Consider the following 16,945-nt stretch of genomic DNA (forward strand, 5'->3'; position numbering starts at 1 on the left):
TAGATTATTAATATTATGAACAATCCTACAGGCCAGAATGGACCATCAGGAAACAAAGGTATATAAATCAATATAAAGATGATTACGCAAATCGAAGGCGCGTATAAAGAAAATAATTGACGGCATAGCCACAAAAGCATTCTCCTGATGTATATCACCATTCCACCAATCACGCTGAAAACACCATATAATATCCTCATTTTCTTGCACTACCATTTCACATAGCGCCCAACCATCACTATCACTAATATGGCGAACACGCCTACAGGCCAAATGGGGCTACCTGGAAAAAAGTACTGTGCAGCCATTGCAAATACCAGAGTGAGCAGTCCAGGCTCATACATGGAAAATAAAAACCGACATTGCCAGCATAAAAATCTTTTGAGGAAATTAATCATAGCTATCGAATCATTTTAGCTATGATATCCGCAATATCCGCGTCGGAGATCCGGTGAGCGCTAAAGGCGCCAGCGCGTTCAAAAATCGGCTCCACCAGGAAATACATCATTTCAAGTTCTCTTGCATATAACGCGTCGTAATAAGCAGGGGAGGTAATATGCAGACGCCAGGCGCTATCGGCGGCCTTCTGAAAAATGCCATAAATACCAGCTATCATTGACGCCGTACCAATCGCCCTACCGGCTAGGCTGCTCAATTCAAGTCTAAGATTCATGCTAACAGCCACCGATGTAGCAGCCGCTAAAGCGAAGCCTACTTTGGTAAGAGAGCTGGCGGCAATATGCACATTGACCGCCATCAGCATTTTTTGGATATGCTCTATTTGATCGGACGTTTTGTATTTAAATATTTCTTCAAAATATATTTTGAGCATTTCATAGACAACATCGCTATGCCGTAAAAGATGGGTCACACCCATAGTAAACCGGACATCCTCACTCTTCTGCCGCTGACATACCTCCTGATATTCATCCGTAAAGCAGGATGTATAATACAGCGCACGTTTAGCGCCCACGCCCGTCAATTTAATCTGTTCTGATACCGTCTTTCCGACACCCGTTAATGCATGGTCAAGCTTCAATGCGAGAATTCTGTTAGCCTGTAAATAACTGACAACTTCATTTCGATAGTACATAGCCGCTCCTTGCAATTACTAACTCCATGAGCAAAGTTTAAACACTCTACATTTTCTGGTAAACGTCTATTTAGAGATAGGGTTGCGATCGCGATCGGATATTAAGCAGATAAAAATGCAGTTTAAATAACGCAACAATTACAAGATTATTACATCATCTGTTTTAGATTTCTCACGCACCAGCACAACGGGCAGGGATATATTCATACCATCAATTTAATAATTACCAGAACGTTAAATAATAAAGAGGTAAGATAAACTGCACCGACAACTGTAAAGGCATTAGCCGGATGCCGTTTCTCCACATCAATAAGGCTCATCACTATGCACCATGCCTCTTCGGCAGAGCCTGTTTTAAGGTATCACTGCGTCATTTTTAATCACAAAAATGTAAATTTAAGTTTTTACTTGTAACTATAGAAACATTTTCGGAAATTATTAGAAAGCGAATTAGTTCAGCGCCAATCAATATCTCCCGCCTCGTTCAGTCAATGTTTAGGCAAAAAATTAAACTTAACCTAAACGCCAAAACGTTAACCATTGACGCTGCGACAAAGCACCCCATCAACAACATCAATAGAGGGTTTTAATAACAGTTTCGGCATAAAACCTCGACCGCCATCAAATTTGCAGTTGTAAATATCACCTGTTAGGGTGTCCTCAGATTAATTTGATGACGAGGTATAAACCATGAAAAAGCTCAATATCCTTATCCTTGCTGCGCTGACCGCAGTTTCAGGCTCCGCAATGGCGATGGGCTTCACCGTCGAGCAGGGGAAAAACTTTACCAACCTCAATATGGAACTGGGTAAATCCTCCTCCGGCGTTTATGCCGAAAGCAACTGGCTCAAAAATACCGACGACGGTACCCAGACCGGGGGTGTTGGCGCGGGTTATAACCTGGAAGTTGGCCCGGTGATGTTCAATGCCGGCGCAAAAGCCATCTACCTTGGGCCGAAAAAAGGCGATAACGGCGTGGCGTTCCCAATCGGTGGCGGCGTTAACGTTGCGTTGACTGACAGTATCCACGTATTCGGTGAAGGCTATGCCGCACCGGAAGGCCTGAACAACAGCGTGAAAAACTACGTTGAAGCCAACGGCGGCGTGAGCTGGACCCCGATTACCCCGGTGACGCTGAAAGTGGGTTACCGTCACGTGAGCGTCGACGGGAAAGATGGCCGTCCGAACCACACCCTGATCGATGGCGCCTACGTTGGCGGCGGAATCACCTTCTGATAGCGCCAATAAGCGCGAAAAAACCTGCCGGATGGCAGGTTTTTCTTTTAGTGTCCCAGACTTACCGGCGAATCACCACCAGCTTCTGGTTCACAAACGCCCTAACCCCCTGCTCCGCCTGCTATTGACGCTGTACCGACCTTGCATCCGACTAAGGTACCCAACTCAATTCAGAGAAAGAAACAGGCCCCAAGAATTTGGGCCTTTGATAGCCAATATCAAGCTACGCAGTGGCTCGTTCGTTCCAGCCATCTTTAAATATGATATTCCCGTCAATATACTTCCACTGAATGGTTTCATAACGCATTTCAATATTTTCCAGATGCGTTCCCGATGCAACTCCCGGATGCAGACCTGGAGTGAAGCCTGTTACCTTTACATTTTCTAAAAGCATGTTGAAGTACTCGACCTCAAACCCAGCCTCGTTAATACGATACATCTTTATCTCGGCCGACTTGAGCGTAACCCCTTTGCAGATAGCCCGAGCCAACAAAGGTGTAGTGCGGTCGAACTCTTTTTGTATCAGTATTGGGGTGTGAATACGCGTACCGGTTAACTTCCCCGTGTTATGGTCAGTCGGAATAGTCAGATGATGAGAGAGCGATTTTATCTCAATTGAACCTTCACGCCCGAGTACCATGGAACCGCCAACAATTGGAGATCCATTTTCATCGATAAACCACAAATAGGCTGGATTTGACATGCGATATCCTTAATTTATATTTTTACCTTTTTTACGATACTCGTCTAAACGATCGACGAGCTTTGATATGGCCCAGGCAGTAATGAACCATACGGCCATATAGACAAATTTCATCGGCCACACCACAGGCAGCATGATGCAGACAATAAAGCCGCCGATAAAAATGATTGACTGGACAACGTCCCAGGTATTTACGATGGCAAACAGCAGAATGTCTAACAAGCCGCGTGTTACCTTATTGAAGGACATGTAATTTCTCTCCAACCATATTTATTATTTTTTCAAATTCGGGCTGTCCGCGGGTAACGGCAATGTGAATCGCATCCACGAAAAATTTGACGACAGGTTCAATGAGGAAATATATCGTATCTGGCGACAGGAAAATATTCGCAATCCTGTCGGCTATTTTTTCACTGCTTCCGGTTTCCATCATACCTTCCTCATATTTGACCATCCCGATAGCCTGCCTTTACCGCGCATGCTCAGTAATAGAAATATAATCCTCCACATCAGACTCATCATTTAATACTGGACTATTTAAAGGGTTACATTTTTCGCTTCGATGCATACACAGTTTGGCATTGACCAAATGACATAAGATCATCCATTCCACTTTCATCAGCTATAGTTACCTGTAATACTAACTGGAGCATGATACATGCCCTAAAATATATTGAAGCAGACACAGTTATTATTTTTAAGAATGACACCTTATGATGTCGACCACTCTTACATATCCACAAGCATCTTTTTTAATATACAAAACCGCATCACGCCAACTTACACAATAAACGTTCACACTTACAAACATCATTTACACAGTACTAATTTGACAGTTAATCGTTTATATTCCGGATAAAAATTTTCGCTTCGCATAATTTTCAATAGATCGTTCTAAAAATACACAACCCGCATTAAATAAGATCTAAGTTGATGTATATCAATTAATCAAATATCAATAAAACTCTTAACAAAGAGACAGATTGATGGCGCCTATGTTGGCGCCGGCGTTACCTTCTAATAACCTCGATAAAAGCGCGAAAAAACCTGCCGGGCGGCAGGTTTTTCTTATTGCATCCTAATCTTACCGGCGGATCACCACCAGCTTCTGGTTCACAAACTCTCGAATCCCCAGATCCGCCAGCTCGCGGCCAAAACCGGAGCGCTTCACGCCGCCAAACGGCAGCTCCGGTGCGGTATCGGTCAGCCAGTTGATATAGACCATCCCGGTCTCAATTCGTGACGCCATTCGCTTCGCCCGCTCGGTATCCTGACTGAATATCGCGCCGCCGAGCCCGTAGTGCGAATCGTTCGCCAGGCGGATCGCTTCATCGTCATCCTTCACCACATAAATTTGCGCTACCGGGCCGAAGAACTCTTCAAAGTACGCCGGATTATCGCGGGTGATGCCGGTCAGAATGGTCGGTGCAAAATAGTTGCCCTCGCACTGCGCCGGCTTGCCGCCAAGATGCAGCCTGGCGCCATGCTTCACCGCCTCATCAACCTGTTTAGTCAGCGTCTCCAGGGCATCTTTGGAGGAGAGCGGCCCCAGCGTGGTGCTCTCATCCAGCGGATCGCCGATCTTCACCTGACGGAACGCCTCGGTAAACTGGCTCAGGAAGCGCTCGGCGATTTTTTCATGCAGGATAAAACGCTTCGCCGCGGTACAAACCTGACCGGCATTGTTGAGCCGCGCCTGTACGCCGGTCTTCACCGCCTTGTCGAGGCTGGCATCATCCAGCACCACAAAGACATCGTTTCCGCCCAGCTCGAGGGTCGATTTCTTGATGTGCTTCGCCGCCTGCGCCGCCACGACGCCGCCCGCTTTTTCCGAGCCGGTCAGCGCCGCTCCCCGCACGCGATCGTCGGCAATAATCTTCGCCACCTGATCCTGGGAGATAAACAGATTGGTCCACGCCCCCTCCGGCGCACCGGCCTCACGCACCAGATGAGCGAAGGTTTCCGCGCAGTGCGGAACGATGCTGGCGTGCTTGGCAAGCACCGGATTCCCCGCCGCCAGGTTCGGCGCCAGCACGCGCATCAGCTGGTAATAGGGGAAGTTCCACGGCTCCACCGCCATCAGCACGCCGATCGGATGGTGTTCAACCCACGCCTCGCCGAGCTCAGAGGGATACTTCACCGGTGCGAGAAAGCGCTCGGCGTTATCGGCGTAATAGCGGGCGATCTGCGCGCAGAGCTTAACCTCCCCGCGGCTTTGGCCGATGAGCTTGCCCATCTCCTGGCTGGCAATTTTCGCCAGCTCCTCAACCCGGCTATCGATGAGGTCCGCCAGCCTGTGCAGGATCGGTAAGCGCCGGGCAATATCGCCCTTCGACCATGCGGAGTGGTAGAGCGCATCCGCTTTCTGCAGCGCTGCCTCCACGTCGGCATCGCTGTGCGGGGCATACTCTTTAATAAGCCGATTATTTGCAGGATTCACCGTCTGATAGGCCATGTCGTATGTCTCCTTAGTATCGTCATTTATGCAGTCATTAATACCGCTCAGGACATTAAGGTTAGTAGAGATAGCTGGTCATAAAGGTAAAGTTAGGTATTTACGGAGGATTCCGGCCGGAGATCGTCAGACGATATCCACCGGAGAACAGGTTTAACGAGGAAGTAAGTAATAGCAGCCACGCCTCCTGATAAGGCCATGTCGCGACACAATCAACGCTTAGCGGCGGTAATCTCCTCTTCTGACAGGCCGGTGATGCGCAGCACCGTCTCCAGAGCGATGCCGTTCGCCAGCATCATACGGGCAATACGCAGCCCTTCAATTCTCTGGCCCGCAAGCCGGACTTCAATCTTACCTTTTCTACGCCCAACTTCCTGGAGTCTTTCAGCAATGGTCATTAGCCCCTCCTTATGATGCTGCGGCGCCCGCCGGGCAAGCTCACGAATAAACCTGCCAAAACGGGGGGCATCGCCGGAATATACCAGGTAATTAAACAGCGTTTTTAGCTGGCTGTCATTAGTATATTCCTTAACCAAAATAACAATTATCTGCTCGACCAGAGCCGTCAAATCGCGCTGGCGGATATGCTTTTGCATGAACTCCAGCAACGCTACGCGCCGGTTCTGGACGATTTCGTCATCCGGGATCGCCGTAATATCCACCAGCGGAAAAGCGGTCGCATATAATCCGCGGGCAAGGGCCGGGTGGGTAAAGCCATTCAGCCAGCATAGCGATATGCCTTTTTACATGGTAAATGGCCTGCGCGGAGGAACACTAAAACGACTCTACCCGCCTCCGCGTATCTCTTTGCGCGCCGGAACGGAGGATATTTTTGTCCGCCGGTAATAACGACATTTTTTCGCCTGCCCGCTCGCAAAACGCCCGCCGGAGACAGCCGCCGGCGGTCGTGCTATAAATCCATAATCCTTTCGCTGCAGGAGCTTTTGTGAACCACACTCGCGATATTCAGCAAACCTTCTGGCGCGACGAGACGCTCCCCTGGCTGGAGCTGCGCAGCACCTGGGGCAGCCGCCGGGCGTATAAACGCCACAGCCATCCGCAGCTTTCGCTGGGGGCCATTATTGAGGGTGAAACGCGCTGCATCTGCAACGGACGGGAGTACCTGCTGCGCCCCGGTGACCTGATAGCGATCCCGCCCGGCGCGCCGCACAGCTGTAATCCCCTTGCCGGACGGCCGCGCAGCTACCACATGCTCTATCTCGACGTTGACTGGTGCCTGGCGCAGCTTCCTGCCCTGTCCGGCGCCGTGCGGCTTGCCGCGCCGCAGCCGTTGCTGCGCAGCGCCGATCTTTTCCTTCAGTACCAGCACATCGTTCAGCTGACGCTGCGGCAGCAGACCGCTGAGCTACCCGCCGCCATCGCGCGGCTGCTGCGGGAACTGCCGCTATGCCCGACACCGCCGGAAGTCCTTCACGGCAGCAGCGTACGGTTGCTCGACAGAGTTAGCGCGAGCCTGCCGCTGCCGCTTTCGCTGGATACGCTAGCCGACGAATTTGCGCTGCGCAAAGAGACCCTGATCCGCATCTTTAAGCAGGATACCGGCCTGACGCCAGCCAGCTTTATCAACATGGCGCGGATCGAGTACGCCAGGGGCCGCCTGCGCGCCGGGGATGAAATAGCCGACGTCGGCTACCAGGCCGGATTTGCCGATCAGAGCCACTTCCATAAAACCTTCGTCAGCTATACCGCCGCCACGCCGCGCCAGTACACGCTTGGCCGATCAATATCAGACAATAATTAGTGCCCGGCCCAGCGTAGGGTGATCTCAGATTTATTCCGAGGTCGCTATGGACATGTTTACTGCTCTTTTCCCGCCCGCGTTTCCCGCGCTGGCGCTCTCCCACTTCGTCGCCCTGCTGAGCCCCGGGCCAGATTTCTTTCTCCTGATGGGCTACGCCATCCGCTATCGCCTGCGCGGTAGCGCTGGCCTGTGCGTCGGCATTGCGCTGGGCAACGGGCTGTATATTGCGATCGCCATCGTCGGCTGGAGCATGATGCGCCACGCCCCGCTGCTGTTTAGCGCAATCGCGCTGCTGGGGGCCGCCTGGCTGCTGTGGCTCGGCGGCCAGCTGTGGCGAAGCCGACCCGGCACGCTCGCCCTGGAAGCGGCGGCGGCCCGGTGCCCTTCGCTTGCCAGGCAGCTGCTGCTGGGGCTGGCTTCGGCGCTGCTAAACCCCAAAAATGCTCTGTTTTACCTCGCACTGATGACCTCCCTGCTTGGCCCGCAGGTGACCCTCACCCAGCAGATAACCTGCGGAGTCTGGATGACCAGCGTGGTGCTGCTGTGGGATTTACTGCTGGTATCGCTGATCGCCCTGCCGCAGGTGCAGCGCCGCCTTGGCGCCGTTATCTGGCGGGTTGAACGGGCGGCTGGCGCGATACTGATGGGCTTTGGCGGCTGGATTATCTGGCAGTTTTTGCACGAGTTAGCCGTCAGGTTATATGCTTAAGGCTATGGAAAAACTTGCTGAACTAAAACGTGCCAAACTTCTGGCCCTGTCGCTGCTGCTCGTGGCGGCCGCGATTTTTGTCGCTACCCTGCTGCTGCCGCCGACGCCTTGGGTCAGCGCGCTGAAGGCTATCTCCGAAGCGGCGATGGTCGGCGCGCTGGCGGACTGGTTTGCAGTGGTGGCGCTGTTTCGCCGCATTCCGCTGCCGTTTGTCTCCCGCCATACGGCAATTATCCCGCGTAATAAGGACAGAATTGCCGACAATCTCGGCTTTTTCGTGCAGGAAAAATTCCTCGATACCCCCTCGCTGGTCGCGCTGATCCGCCGCTACGAGCCGGCGCTGATGCTCGGCAACTGGTTTAGCCAGCCGGCGAACGCCCGGCGGGTGGGCCAGCATCTGCTGCAGGTGATGAGCGGCTTCCTCGAGCTCACCGACGATGCGCGCATTCAGCGCCTGCTGCGCCGCGCGGTGCACAAGGCCATCGATAAGGTCGACCTGACGCAAACCAGCGCCATGATGCTCGAAGGGTTAACCCGCGATAACCGGCACCAAAAGCTGCTGGATTCGCTTATCAGCCAGCTTATCGCCCTGCTGCAGCGCGACAGTTCCCGCGCCTTTATTGCCCGCGGTATCATCCGCTGGCTGGAGACCGAGCATCCGCTCAAGGCCAAAATTCTTCCCACCGAATGGCTGGGCGAACACAGCGCCGAAATGGTCACCGATGCGGTCAATACGCTTCTTGACGAGGTAAGCCAGGATCGCACTCATCAGATCCGCCAGACCTTCGATCGCGCGGCGCAAAAGCTGATCGACAGCCTGAAAACCGATCCGCTGATGGCGGAAAAAGCGGACAACATAAAGGCCTATCTGAAAAACGACGAGACGTTTAACCGCTATCTTGGCGAGGTGTGGGCCGACCTGCGCGGATGGATTAAAAATGACGTCAGCAGCGACGATTCGCGGATCAAGCAGCGGATCGCCGAGGCCGGTCAGTGGTTTGGCGAAACGCTGCTCCACGATAACGCCCTTCGCGAGTCGCTGAATGAGCATCTCGAGCAGGCGGCGCATCGGGTAGCGCCGGAGTTTGCCACCTTCCTGACCCGTCATATTAGCGATACGGTGAAGAGCTGGGACTCCCGCGATATGTCGCGGCAGATCGAGCTGAATATCGGGAAGGATCTGCAGTTCATCCGCATTAACGGCACGCTGGTCGGGGGTACCATCGGCCTGCTGCTGTGGCTGCTCTCGCAGATTCCATCGCTGTTTTTACGCTAAGCGGCCCCGCGCGTCCGGCGGGGCCTGCGCTTAGCCGATACGGGTAAAGCCGGCAGCGCGAATGCTGCTCTCTTCATCCTGTTTGAGACAAATCACCTGCGAAACGCATGCGCCGTATGCCCTCTATTTCCCCAGCAAATACAGCAATCCTAAGGTACGATCGTTTATCGATTTTCTGCTGGCAGAGTTCGGCCCGCGGCCGGCGTGGGATAGCTGGATCCCCAGCTGAGCTTGCCGTGAATCCGGAACACTTTTAAGGAGTAAAAATGGCTGACATCAACCTGACCCCCGGCGAGCGCGAGCAGCTTCGCGAAAAGCTATGTACCTATTGCGAAAGAAATTTTGACCTTGAGCTTGAGCAGTTCGATGCCGAGTTCTTCGTGGATTTTATCGCTGAACAGCTGGGCCCCCTGTTTTATAACGCCGGGATTGAGGAAGCCATTCGCACCCACGTGGCCTACAGCGAGCGGATCCAGGAGGAGATGGACGCGAAGAAAGTGTTCTGATGTTGCCCGCAATAGGCCAACATCGGCGGGAGATCAATAATCACACACTGTTGACATGGTTATAATGCGGACTCTTTCATTATCTCCCGTGTACGGGGAAGGAAAACCATGTCGCTGATTACCGATCTACCCGCCATTTTTGACCAGTTCTCCGAGGCCCGCCAGAAGGGCTTTCTCACGGTGATGGACCTGAAAGAGCAAAATATCCCCCTCGTCGGAACCTACTGCACCTTTATGCCCCAGGAGATCCCGATGGCGGCAGGCGCCGTCGTCGTCTCGCTGTGCTCAACCTCCGATGAAACCATCGAAGAGGCGGAAAAAGACCTGCCGCGCAACCTCTGCCCGCTGATTAAAAGCAGCTACGGGTTTGGCAAAACGGATAAATGCCCCTACTTCTACTTTTCCGATCTGGTGGTGGGTGAAACTACCTGCGACGGCAAAAAGAAAATGTATGAGTACATGGCCGAATTCAAGCCGGTTCACGTGATGCAGCTGCCGAACAGCGCCAACGGCGACGCCTCCCACGCGCTGTGGAAAACGGAGATCCTGCGCCTGCAGCAGGCGGTCGAAGCCCGCTTTGGCCGCAAAATCAGCGAAGCCGCGCTGCGCGACGCCGTTCAGCTCAAGAACCGCGAGCGACGGGCGCTGGCGAACTTCTATCGCGTCGGGCAGCTCAATCCGCCCGCGCTCAGCGGCAGCGATATCCTGAAGAGGGCGTTATCCAGCGACGCTTTCTCTGCCCGACGCCCTTTCGCCCGGTGGATGCCATCCACGAGGCGTGGCAAGCCCTCAGCGCCGATCTTGCCGAGCGGCCATTTTTAACCTTAACCGGCTACGGGCGTCAGCTGGTGGATTTTGCCGATAAACAGGTGACGGAGATCTCCTGCCACGGCCTCGGCGCGCGTCTTCAGGCGCCCGCCACCCGCATGGTAATCGATATTGGTGGCCAGAATAGCAAGGTCATCCAGCTCGACGAAGACGGCAATCTCACCGACTTCCTGATGAACGATAAATGCGCGGCAGGCACCGGGCGCTTTCTGGAGGTTATCTCGCGCACCCTCGGCGCCAGCGTTGAGCAGCTGGATAGCATCACCGAAGGCGTCGAACCGCACGCCATCACCAGCATGTGCACGGTATTTGCCGAATCCGAAGTGATTAGCCTGCGCTCGGCGGGCGTCGCGCCGGAAGCGATTCTGGCCGGCGTGATCAACGCCATGGCTCGCCGCAGCGCCAACTTTCTCGCCCGGCTTTCGGCCCAGGGGCCGCTGCTGTTTACCGGCGGCGTCAGCCGCTGCGCCGCCTTTGCGCGCATGCTTGAAGGCCACGCCGGGATCGCGGTGCACACCCATCCTGATGCCCAGTTTGCCGGTGCGGTTGGCGCGGCGCTGATTGGCCTACACCAGAGGCGCCGCGGATGACGGAGTATCTGTTTTTATTCCACTCGACGCCGGGCGTCGTGCGCACCCGCAAGGCCCTGCAGGCGGCGGGGATCGCCTTCCAGGTGAAGGATATTTCGCGCCAGCTGCGCGGCGGCTGCGGCCTGTGCATCTCTCTTCGCTGCCTGCCGGGAGAGGAGCAGCGATGGGTGATTCCCGGCGCCACGGAGGCGATTTATCGCTACGTTGCCGCAGAGTGGCGCCTTATCGCCACCTTTCCGGCCTGATCCTATTCGGTAATAACGAACCGCGTCGGCGCAAAGCAGTTCAGGATGCGGTGGACGAGAAACACCAGCGTCAGGGTGATGATAAGCGCGATGGTGACCGAGCTAATGCGGTACAGATCGCTGAAGATCAGATCCTGATCCGGGTGCAGGTTCTGGCCAAACATAATGCCGATGGTGGTGATGCTGGCGAAGCCCACGCCGGCCCCCACTTTTTCCATCACGTGCAGCCGCGCGCTGAAGGCGAGGCCGAGCGCAATCAGCGGCATCATCAGCACCATATGGTTGCTGAAATTATAAATAAGTAGCTGCACCACCAGAATATAGAGGCAGGCCAGCACCACGCCCACTACCCGCCAGATGGAGCTGATCACCGCGCCGCGGTAGTGCATCGGGAAGAGGATCAGGATCCCGGCCATCAGCGCTGACAGGGAATCGCTGAGATCGCAGATCTGGAAAACCACGAAAATCATTGTCGCGACGCTGCCGGAAAGCAGAGATTCATGGCGAATGCGGGCGGCATCCTTCTCAATCCGCGGCGGCGGCCGGCGCGGCTCAACGTCCGGGATCAGATAGTTCAGCAGCGCGCTGAGGGCCACCGCCATCACGCAGGCTTCGATATTGGAAAACATCAGCGTATGCCAGTTGCTGGTGGGATAGCTCATGAAGTTGAGCATCGTGCTTTGACAGACCACGCCCATCGAGCCCAGCAGAAACAGCGGCCCCTGACTCATAAAACGAAAGCGCATCACGTAGAGGCCGAAGACCACCAGCGTCATAATCACCGGCCACTGCGACAGATAGCCGACGATCAGCACCATTTCCACGCAGTTTACCGCCGCGCTGAACAGAAACTGCCGCGCGACGTGGCGGTTAAACACCGGCACCAGCGACAGCAGCATCAGCGGATAGACCACGAAGAAAACCCCGTACTGCACGTCGTAGAAGGTCGAAATGCTCAGGGCGATAGTCCCGGCGGCGGCGATGCGCAGCGTCTGGCGAAAATCATTCGCCGTATAGACTATTTTGCCGTGCGGCGTAAAAACCCGGGCCAGCGTATTAATAGACATAGTGCAGCAGGCTCACCAGATGGATCTGCACGCCGGCAAAAGTGCGGGCAAACGGACCCTCGCTGTTGTACAACTGTACCGTGGCGCGGGCGCCGGTCGGCAGCGGTTTGTCGAGCGGCTCATCAAGCGCGACGTGAATGCGCATCCGCTGGGCGTCACGCACCCAGCGCGTGGACTGCTCCGGCTGCGAGAGCTGGCCGTTAACCTGCTCCTGGCCGGCCAAAATCCCGGCGTCGCTGCTGGTGACGTGCGCCGGGAAAACCTTGCCCGGCAGCGCATCGAAGACCACCGCGGCATCGGTGTTCACGGCGGTATGGCGCAGGCTCTTCTCGCGAAAATCAGCGACGATATCCGTCTGGTTGCTCACCAGCGCCAGCAGCGGCGTAGCGGCGGTGGCGTACAGGCCGGGGCTAAGCTGAAGGTTGCTGACCATGCCGTCGGTTTCGGCGTAGATCCTGCTCCAGGCGAGGTTCAGCTGCGCCTCTTCCAGGGCGTTGCGGTATTTCTGCAGCGTCACGTTGCGCGCATCGTCGCGCTCGCCGCGCTGGATCAGCAGATTCTGGATGCTGGCGCTGAGCGCGCTGACCGACTGCTCGCTGGTCTGCCAGGTGGTGCGCACCTTATCCAGATCCGACTGCGAGACGCTCTGCATCGTGCTCAGGCGCTGGTAGCGATCGAGCGTAACTTTGTCGTTACGGGCGGTGAACTGCGCGGTGCGCAGGTTGGCGCGGGCGGCGGCGATCTGCGCGTCCAGCTGTTGGTTGCTCAGCTTCGCCTGCGCAAAGGCGATTTGCGCGGCCTGCACCTTATTGGTAAACGGCGTCGGGTCCAGCTCATAGAGCAGATCCCCTTTCTTCACCTGGCTGTTGTTGTGCACATAGACCTGGGCGACATAGCCGGAAACCCGCGGCGATACCGGAGTCACCACGCGCATCACCGTGGAGTCCGGCGTGAGCGGGATCCAGATATCGGCAACGATAAACCAGGCGAAGATCGCCAGGAAAGCGGCAATACTTACCCTTACCCAGCGGGCAAATTTTTGTTCTGGCGTCATCATAGTTTTTTAGATCTTGTTATCTTCTTCGCGGATTGTCCGCAAATTGCAGGCGATTTGATTTAACGTTGCGCTGAAGGTGGCGAGCTCTGCTTCCGGGATGGTCCGGGTAACGCGGGTTTGATAAGTTTCAATCACGCGGTTCAGATCCTCCAGTTTCGTCAGGCCTTCCGCCGTCAACGTCAGCAGGCGTATACGTTTGTCATAGGGCGATGTGGAACGCAGCAGATAGCTCTGCTTCTCCAGCTGGCTGAGGGTGCGCATCAGCGGCGGCAGTTCAATGCCCTGCACCTCCGCCAGCTCGCTAACCGAGACGTTGTCCCCCAGCTGATACAGCTGCATCAGCACCGTCCAGCTTGACTGGGTCAGGCCGGTGTCGGTGATGGCGGCATCGATAGTCGCGCGCCACTGGCGGACCACCATCGCCATGCGCATCCCCATCGGACGGCGGGCAAACAGTTCGTCTTCAGTCATCTTTCTTTCCTCATGTAGAGCCTATCCCACCAGGCGTTATTGGCGCAGGCAGTTTGCACGCGGAGCGCGCGGAGAAACCGGAACGTACGGGTAGTACGTGAGAAGTCACTCGCTACGCTCATCCTCCGGGCCGCCCTGAAGGGCGTGCAAAATACTTTCGTATTTTGTCGAGCGCTGCTCAGGTTCAAAATGACAAGCAAAATAGCCCTGGTGGCCAGGCTAATAGCTGTGAGGAAAATAATACTTATCACGATAAGTATCAAGAAACGAAGAGAGGAGAAGCATGAATTGATAAATACGCTGAATGTAACGATCCCGGATGACGCCAACTCCTCACCCGCTCCGGACCAGGCAGACTGCTGGCCTGGACGGTTACGGCTCGCAGCCTGCGGGGAGCAGGCCGCTCGCCCGGACAGCACGTTTGCTCCGCAGTCCGGGAACAAGCGCATTTTTTAATTGACCTGATCCCGCCGCAGCCCGACGTCTTTTAGCTGTTCGTCGCTCATTTGCTGCAAAACCCGGCGCGTTTGCATCCGCAGCCACCATTTTTTGAACGCTCTGCCTACCAGGACAAAACCAATAAACGGCTGCCTTACCCGATTCTCATGAAATTCCATACTCCACCTCCTCACCTTGCCAGAGGCTTTATCTTCGCGGATCCGAGGGTAAACAATACAGATTCAAAAAACTCTTTTCTTTAACATACAGATTGGCTAAAACAGTATCTGCGTGGGATTTTCACCGCCCATCTGTACTGCTTTATCAATCTGTATGGCGACAATAAGGGATACAGCATGACGCGTTACCAACACCTGGCCAGCCTGCTGGCGGAGCGTATTGAGCAAGGGCTGTATCGCCACGGGGAGAAGCTGCCTTCGGTTCGCAGCCTGAGTCAGGAGCACGGAGTAAGCATCAGCACCGTGCAGCAGGCCTACCAGACGCTGGAACAGCAGCAGATGATCGTCCCCCAGCCGCGTTCCGGCTACTTTGTCGCCCCGCGTAAAGCCCAGCCGCCGGTACCGCCGATGTCGCGTCCGGTGCAGCGCCCGGTGGAAATCACCCAGTGGGATCAGGTGCTGACCATGCTCGACGCGCGCAACGACAAAACCATCATCCCCTTCGGCGGCGGCTCGCCGGACGTCAATCAGCCGAGCCTGAAACCGTTGTGGCGTGAGCTTAGCCGGGTGATTCAGCATAATCTCAGCGAGGTGCTGAACTACGACGAGCTGGCCGGGCGCCGCGAACTGCGTGAACAAATTGCCCGCCTGATGCTCGACGGCGGCTCGGTGGTCACCGCCGACGACCTGATCATTACCAGCGGCTGCCACAGCGCGCTATCGCTGGCCCTGCTGTCGGTATGCCAGCCCGGCGATATCGTTGCCGTCGAATCTCCGTCCTATTACGGCACCATGCAGCTGCTGCGCGGTTTGGGGCTCAAGGCCATTGAGATCCCCACCGACCCAGACAGCGGGATCAGCGTAGAAGCCCTGGAGCTGGCGCTGGAGCAGTGGCCGATCAAGGGCGTAGTCCTGGTGCCGAACTGCAATAATCCGCAGGGCTTTATCATGCCTGACGCCCGCAAGCGCGCGGTGCTGACTCTTGCCCAGCGCCACGATATCGTCATTTTCGAAGATGATATTTACGGCGAGCTGGCCACCGACTACCCGCGCCCGCGCACCATTCATTCGTGGGATATCGACGGCCGGGTGATGCTCTGCAGCTCGTTTACCAAAACGATCGCGCCGGGCCTGCGCATTGGCTGGATCGCGCCGGGCCGCTATTACGATCGCCTGCTGCAGATGAAATACGCCGCCAGCGGCACCAACGTGCCCTCAACCCAGCTGGCCGCCTGTAACTTTATCCGCGAAGGCCACTATCACCGCCACCTGCGGCGGATGCGGCAGATCTACCAGCGCAATATGGAGATCTACACCTGCTGGCTGCGGGAATACTTCCCCTGCGGCATCTGCGTTACCCGGCCGAAGGGCGGCTATATGCTGTGGGTCGAGCTCCCCGAGCACGTCGATATGGTCTGCGTCGCGAAGCAGCTGTGCCGCCTGAAAATCCAGGTCGCGCCGGGTTCGCTGTTTTCAGCCTCGGGGAAATACCGCAACTGCTTAAGGATCAACTGCGCCCTGCCGCCGATCGACAAGCACCGGGAGGTGATGGTGAAGCTGGGAGAGGCGGTGAAGGTGGCGATGGAGTGAAGAATATCTCGCCGCTGAGCAGAACGACGGATTCCCGGCCGTCTGCAGGCTGGTAGCCCGGATAGGGCGCGTTCGGCGCCGTCTCCGGGATTTCCCGACCGGACGGGAGAGACAACTCTCTTTAACACCTAAAACATATAGGCTGCTGCTGCATCGCTTGCAAAAAAACGGAACAGGCTACGGGAATAAAGACGATGGCATATGCTCAGCCGATTGTTTGCTTTATGATTTAGTTTCAGCCTCCCCCTGAAACTAAATTTATAGTCGCAAAGCCATATTAGCTATCTGACATCCCTTTCTCTCAGAATGAGATTAATCTCCTGTAAAGCATCGAGCTGTCTTTTCTCAAAAGTCGTTGGCACATCTGAGCGACAAATAGTCGCAAGGCTGAAAAAACCACCGGCAAATCCGGTCAAACCAGAGACCAGATCCCATTGACCATGAATATAATACCACCCTCCGGCAAAGAGCATTAAAATACCGCACCCGGCCAAAATTTTTAACCGATGCTGCTCTTCTGAAAGTAATTCATCATTATCACAATGAATTAATAGCTTAAATTTATTCTCAGTTGAATGATCATTGATAGTGACATCGCCCTTAATGTCGCCAGAATTAAAATCTCGCATATTGTTCACCTCATAATGATAACGACTCAATAAAATCCATTTCACCATTTTGCCTGAAAACCCTTCGCTATCAATGGGAAAATAAAATTGGCGCCATTTCATATTTCTGAT

General features: G+C 54.9%; 17 protein-coding genes and 4 pseudogenes. 10 read left to right on the forward strand and 11 right to left on the reverse strand.

Going from position 1 to position 16,945, the window contains the following annotated elements; translation table 11 throughout:
* Positions 1-400 precede the first annotated feature (400 nt).
* Positions 401-1,093 (reverse strand): hypothetical protein, encoded by a 693-nt coding sequence (locus tag AC1M2H_RS23695; protein ID WP_283824462.1) that lies wholly within the window; start codon positions 1,091-1,093, stop codon positions 401-403.
* Between the two features lie 690 nt (positions 1,094-1,783).
* On the opposite strand from AC1M2H_RS23695, the gene AC1M2H_RS23700 reads away from it, so the two are divergent.
* Positions 1,784-2,329, forward strand: coding sequence for a YfaZ family outer membrane protein (locus tag AC1M2H_RS23700; RefSeq protein ID WP_480149306.1), 546 nt, complete (start codon positions 1,784-1,786; stop codon positions 2,327-2,329).
* Between the two features lie 223 nt (positions 2,330-2,552).
* Here AC1M2H_RS23700 and AC1M2H_RS23705 read toward each other — a convergent pair whose 3' ends face one another.
* From AC1M2H_RS23705 to AC1M2H_RS23725, 5 genes and pseudogenes are all read right to left on the reverse strand, one after another.
* A complete protein-coding gene (locus AC1M2H_RS23705; protein WP_480149307.1) occupies positions 2,553-3,032 on the reverse strand; it encodes an Hcp family type VI secretion system effector in 480 nt (159 codons plus the stop codon).
* 9 nt (positions 3,033-3,041) lie between these two features.
* Positions 3,042-3,281: a hypothetical protein gene (locus tag AC1M2H_RS23710; protein WP_283824461.1), complete on the reverse strand. Its 240-nt coding sequence runs from the start codon at positions 3,279-3,281 to the stop codon at positions 3,042-3,044.
* On the reverse strand, positions 3,268-3,465 hold the full coding sequence (locus AC1M2H_RS23715; RefSeq protein ID WP_480149308.1) for a hypothetical protein: 198 nt from the start codon (positions 3,463-3,465) through the stop codon (positions 3,268-3,270). Before AC1M2H_RS23715 ends, AC1M2H_RS23710 begins: the two co-directional genes overlap by 14 nt.
* Before the next feature lie 651 nt (positions 3,466-4,116).
* Complete coding sequence (locus tag AC1M2H_RS23720) at positions 4,117-5,487, reverse strand: NAD-dependent succinate-semialdehyde dehydrogenase (RefSeq protein ID WP_480149309.1); 1,371 nt, start codon at positions 5,485-5,487, stop codon at positions 4,117-4,119.
* A gap of 212 nt (positions 5,488-5,699) precedes the next feature.
* A pseudogene (locus AC1M2H_RS23725) lies at positions 5,700-6,221 on the reverse strand (Rpn family recombination-promoting nuclease/putative transposase); the annotation flags it as partial.
* Positions 6,222-6,433: 212 nt separating this feature from the next.
* Here AC1M2H_RS23725 and AC1M2H_RS23730 point away from each other — a divergent pair.
* The 8 genes and pseudogenes from AC1M2H_RS23730 (at position 6,434) to AC1M2H_RS23765 (ending at position 11,403) form a co-directional block, all read left to right on the forward strand.
* Complete coding sequence (locus AC1M2H_RS23730) at positions 6,434-7,249, forward strand: AraC family transcriptional regulator (RefSeq protein ID WP_480149310.1); 816 nt, start codon at positions 6,434-6,436, stop codon at positions 7,247-7,249.
* 46 nt (positions 7,250-7,295) lie between these two features.
* Complete coding sequence (locus AC1M2H_RS23735; protein ID WP_480149311.1) at positions 7,296-7,958, forward strand: LysE family translocator; 663 nt, start codon at positions 7,296-7,298, stop codon at positions 7,956-7,958.
* Positions 7,951-9,234, forward strand: coding sequence for a DUF445 domain-containing protein (locus tag AC1M2H_RS23740; protein WP_480149312.1), 1,284 nt, complete (start codon positions 7,951-7,953; stop codon positions 9,232-9,234). Before AC1M2H_RS23735 ends, AC1M2H_RS23740 begins: the two co-directional genes overlap by 8 nt.
* A gap of 91 nt (positions 9,235-9,325) precedes the next feature.
* Positions 9,326-9,463, forward strand: a pseudogene (locus AC1M2H_RS23745) (LysR family transcriptional regulator); the annotation flags it as partial.
* A gap of 37 nt (positions 9,464-9,500) precedes the next feature.
* Positions 9,501-9,740 (forward strand): DUF2164 domain-containing protein, encoded by a 240-nt coding sequence (locus AC1M2H_RS23750; RefSeq protein ID WP_480149313.1) that lies wholly within the window; start codon positions 9,501-9,503, stop codon positions 9,738-9,740.
* 108 nt (positions 9,741-9,848) lie between these two features.
* A pseudogene (yjiM, locus tag AC1M2H_RS23755) lies at positions 9,849-10,451 on the forward strand (putative 2-hydroxyacyl-CoA dehydratase YjiM); the annotation flags it as partial.
* Positions 10,451-11,158, forward strand: a pseudogene (locus AC1M2H_RS23760) (acyl-CoA dehydratase activase); the annotation flags it as partial. The pseudogenes yjiM and AC1M2H_RS23760, both read left to right, overlap by 1 nt.
* A complete protein-coding gene (locus AC1M2H_RS23765) occupies positions 11,155-11,403 on the forward strand; it encodes a putative Se/S carrier protein (RefSeq protein ID WP_480149314.1) in 249 nt (82 codons plus the stop codon). The pseudogene AC1M2H_RS23760 and the gene AC1M2H_RS23765, both read left to right, overlap by 4 nt.
* A 2-nt stretch (positions 11,404-11,405) precedes the next feature.
* Here AC1M2H_RS23765 and AC1M2H_RS23770 read toward each other — a convergent pair whose 3' ends face one another.
* From AC1M2H_RS23770 to AC1M2H_RS23785, 4 genes are all read right to left on the reverse strand, one after another.
* Complete coding sequence (locus AC1M2H_RS23770; protein ID WP_480149315.1) at positions 11,406-12,470, reverse strand: DUF2955 domain-containing protein; 1,065 nt, start codon at positions 12,468-12,470, stop codon at positions 11,406-11,408.
* A complete protein-coding gene (locus AC1M2H_RS23775; protein ID WP_480149316.1) occupies positions 12,460-13,527 on the reverse strand; it encodes an HlyD family secretion protein in 1,068 nt (355 codons plus the stop codon). Before AC1M2H_RS23775 ends, AC1M2H_RS23770 begins: the two co-directional genes overlap by 11 nt.
* Positions 13,528-13,533: 6 nt before the next feature.
* The gene (locus AC1M2H_RS23780; RefSeq protein WP_480149317.1) at positions 13,534-13,998 is read right to left on the reverse strand and encodes a MarR family winged helix-turn-helix transcriptional regulator; all 465 of its coding nucleotides are present in this window, start codon (positions 13,996-13,998) and stop codon (positions 13,534-13,536) included.
* A gap of 452 nt (positions 13,999-14,450) precedes the next feature.
* Entirely contained in the window at positions 14,451-14,615 is a 165-nt protein-coding gene (locus tag AC1M2H_RS23785; RefSeq protein ID WP_426813206.1) for a DUF1127 domain-containing protein, read from the reverse strand.
* Positions 14,616-14,792: 177 nt separating this feature from the next.
* On the opposite strand from AC1M2H_RS23785, the gene AC1M2H_RS23790 reads away from it, so the two are divergent.
* The gene (locus AC1M2H_RS23790) at positions 14,793-16,205 is read left to right on the forward strand and encodes an aminotransferase-like domain-containing protein (protein WP_480149318.1); all 1,413 of its coding nucleotides are present in this window, start codon (positions 14,793-14,795) and stop codon (positions 16,203-16,205) included.
* 281 nt (positions 16,206-16,486) lie between these two features.
* Here AC1M2H_RS23790 and AC1M2H_RS23795 read toward each other — a convergent pair whose 3' ends face one another.
* Positions 16,487-16,936 carry a hypothetical protein gene (locus AC1M2H_RS23795; RefSeq protein WP_480149320.1) on the reverse strand — a complete coding sequence of 150 codons (450 nt, stop codon included), beginning with the start codon at positions 16,934-16,936 and terminating at the stop codon, positions 16,487-16,489.
* Positions 16,937-16,945: the final 9 nt, after the last annotated feature.

It is taken from the genome of Klebsiella sp. F11, assembly GCF_056712265.1.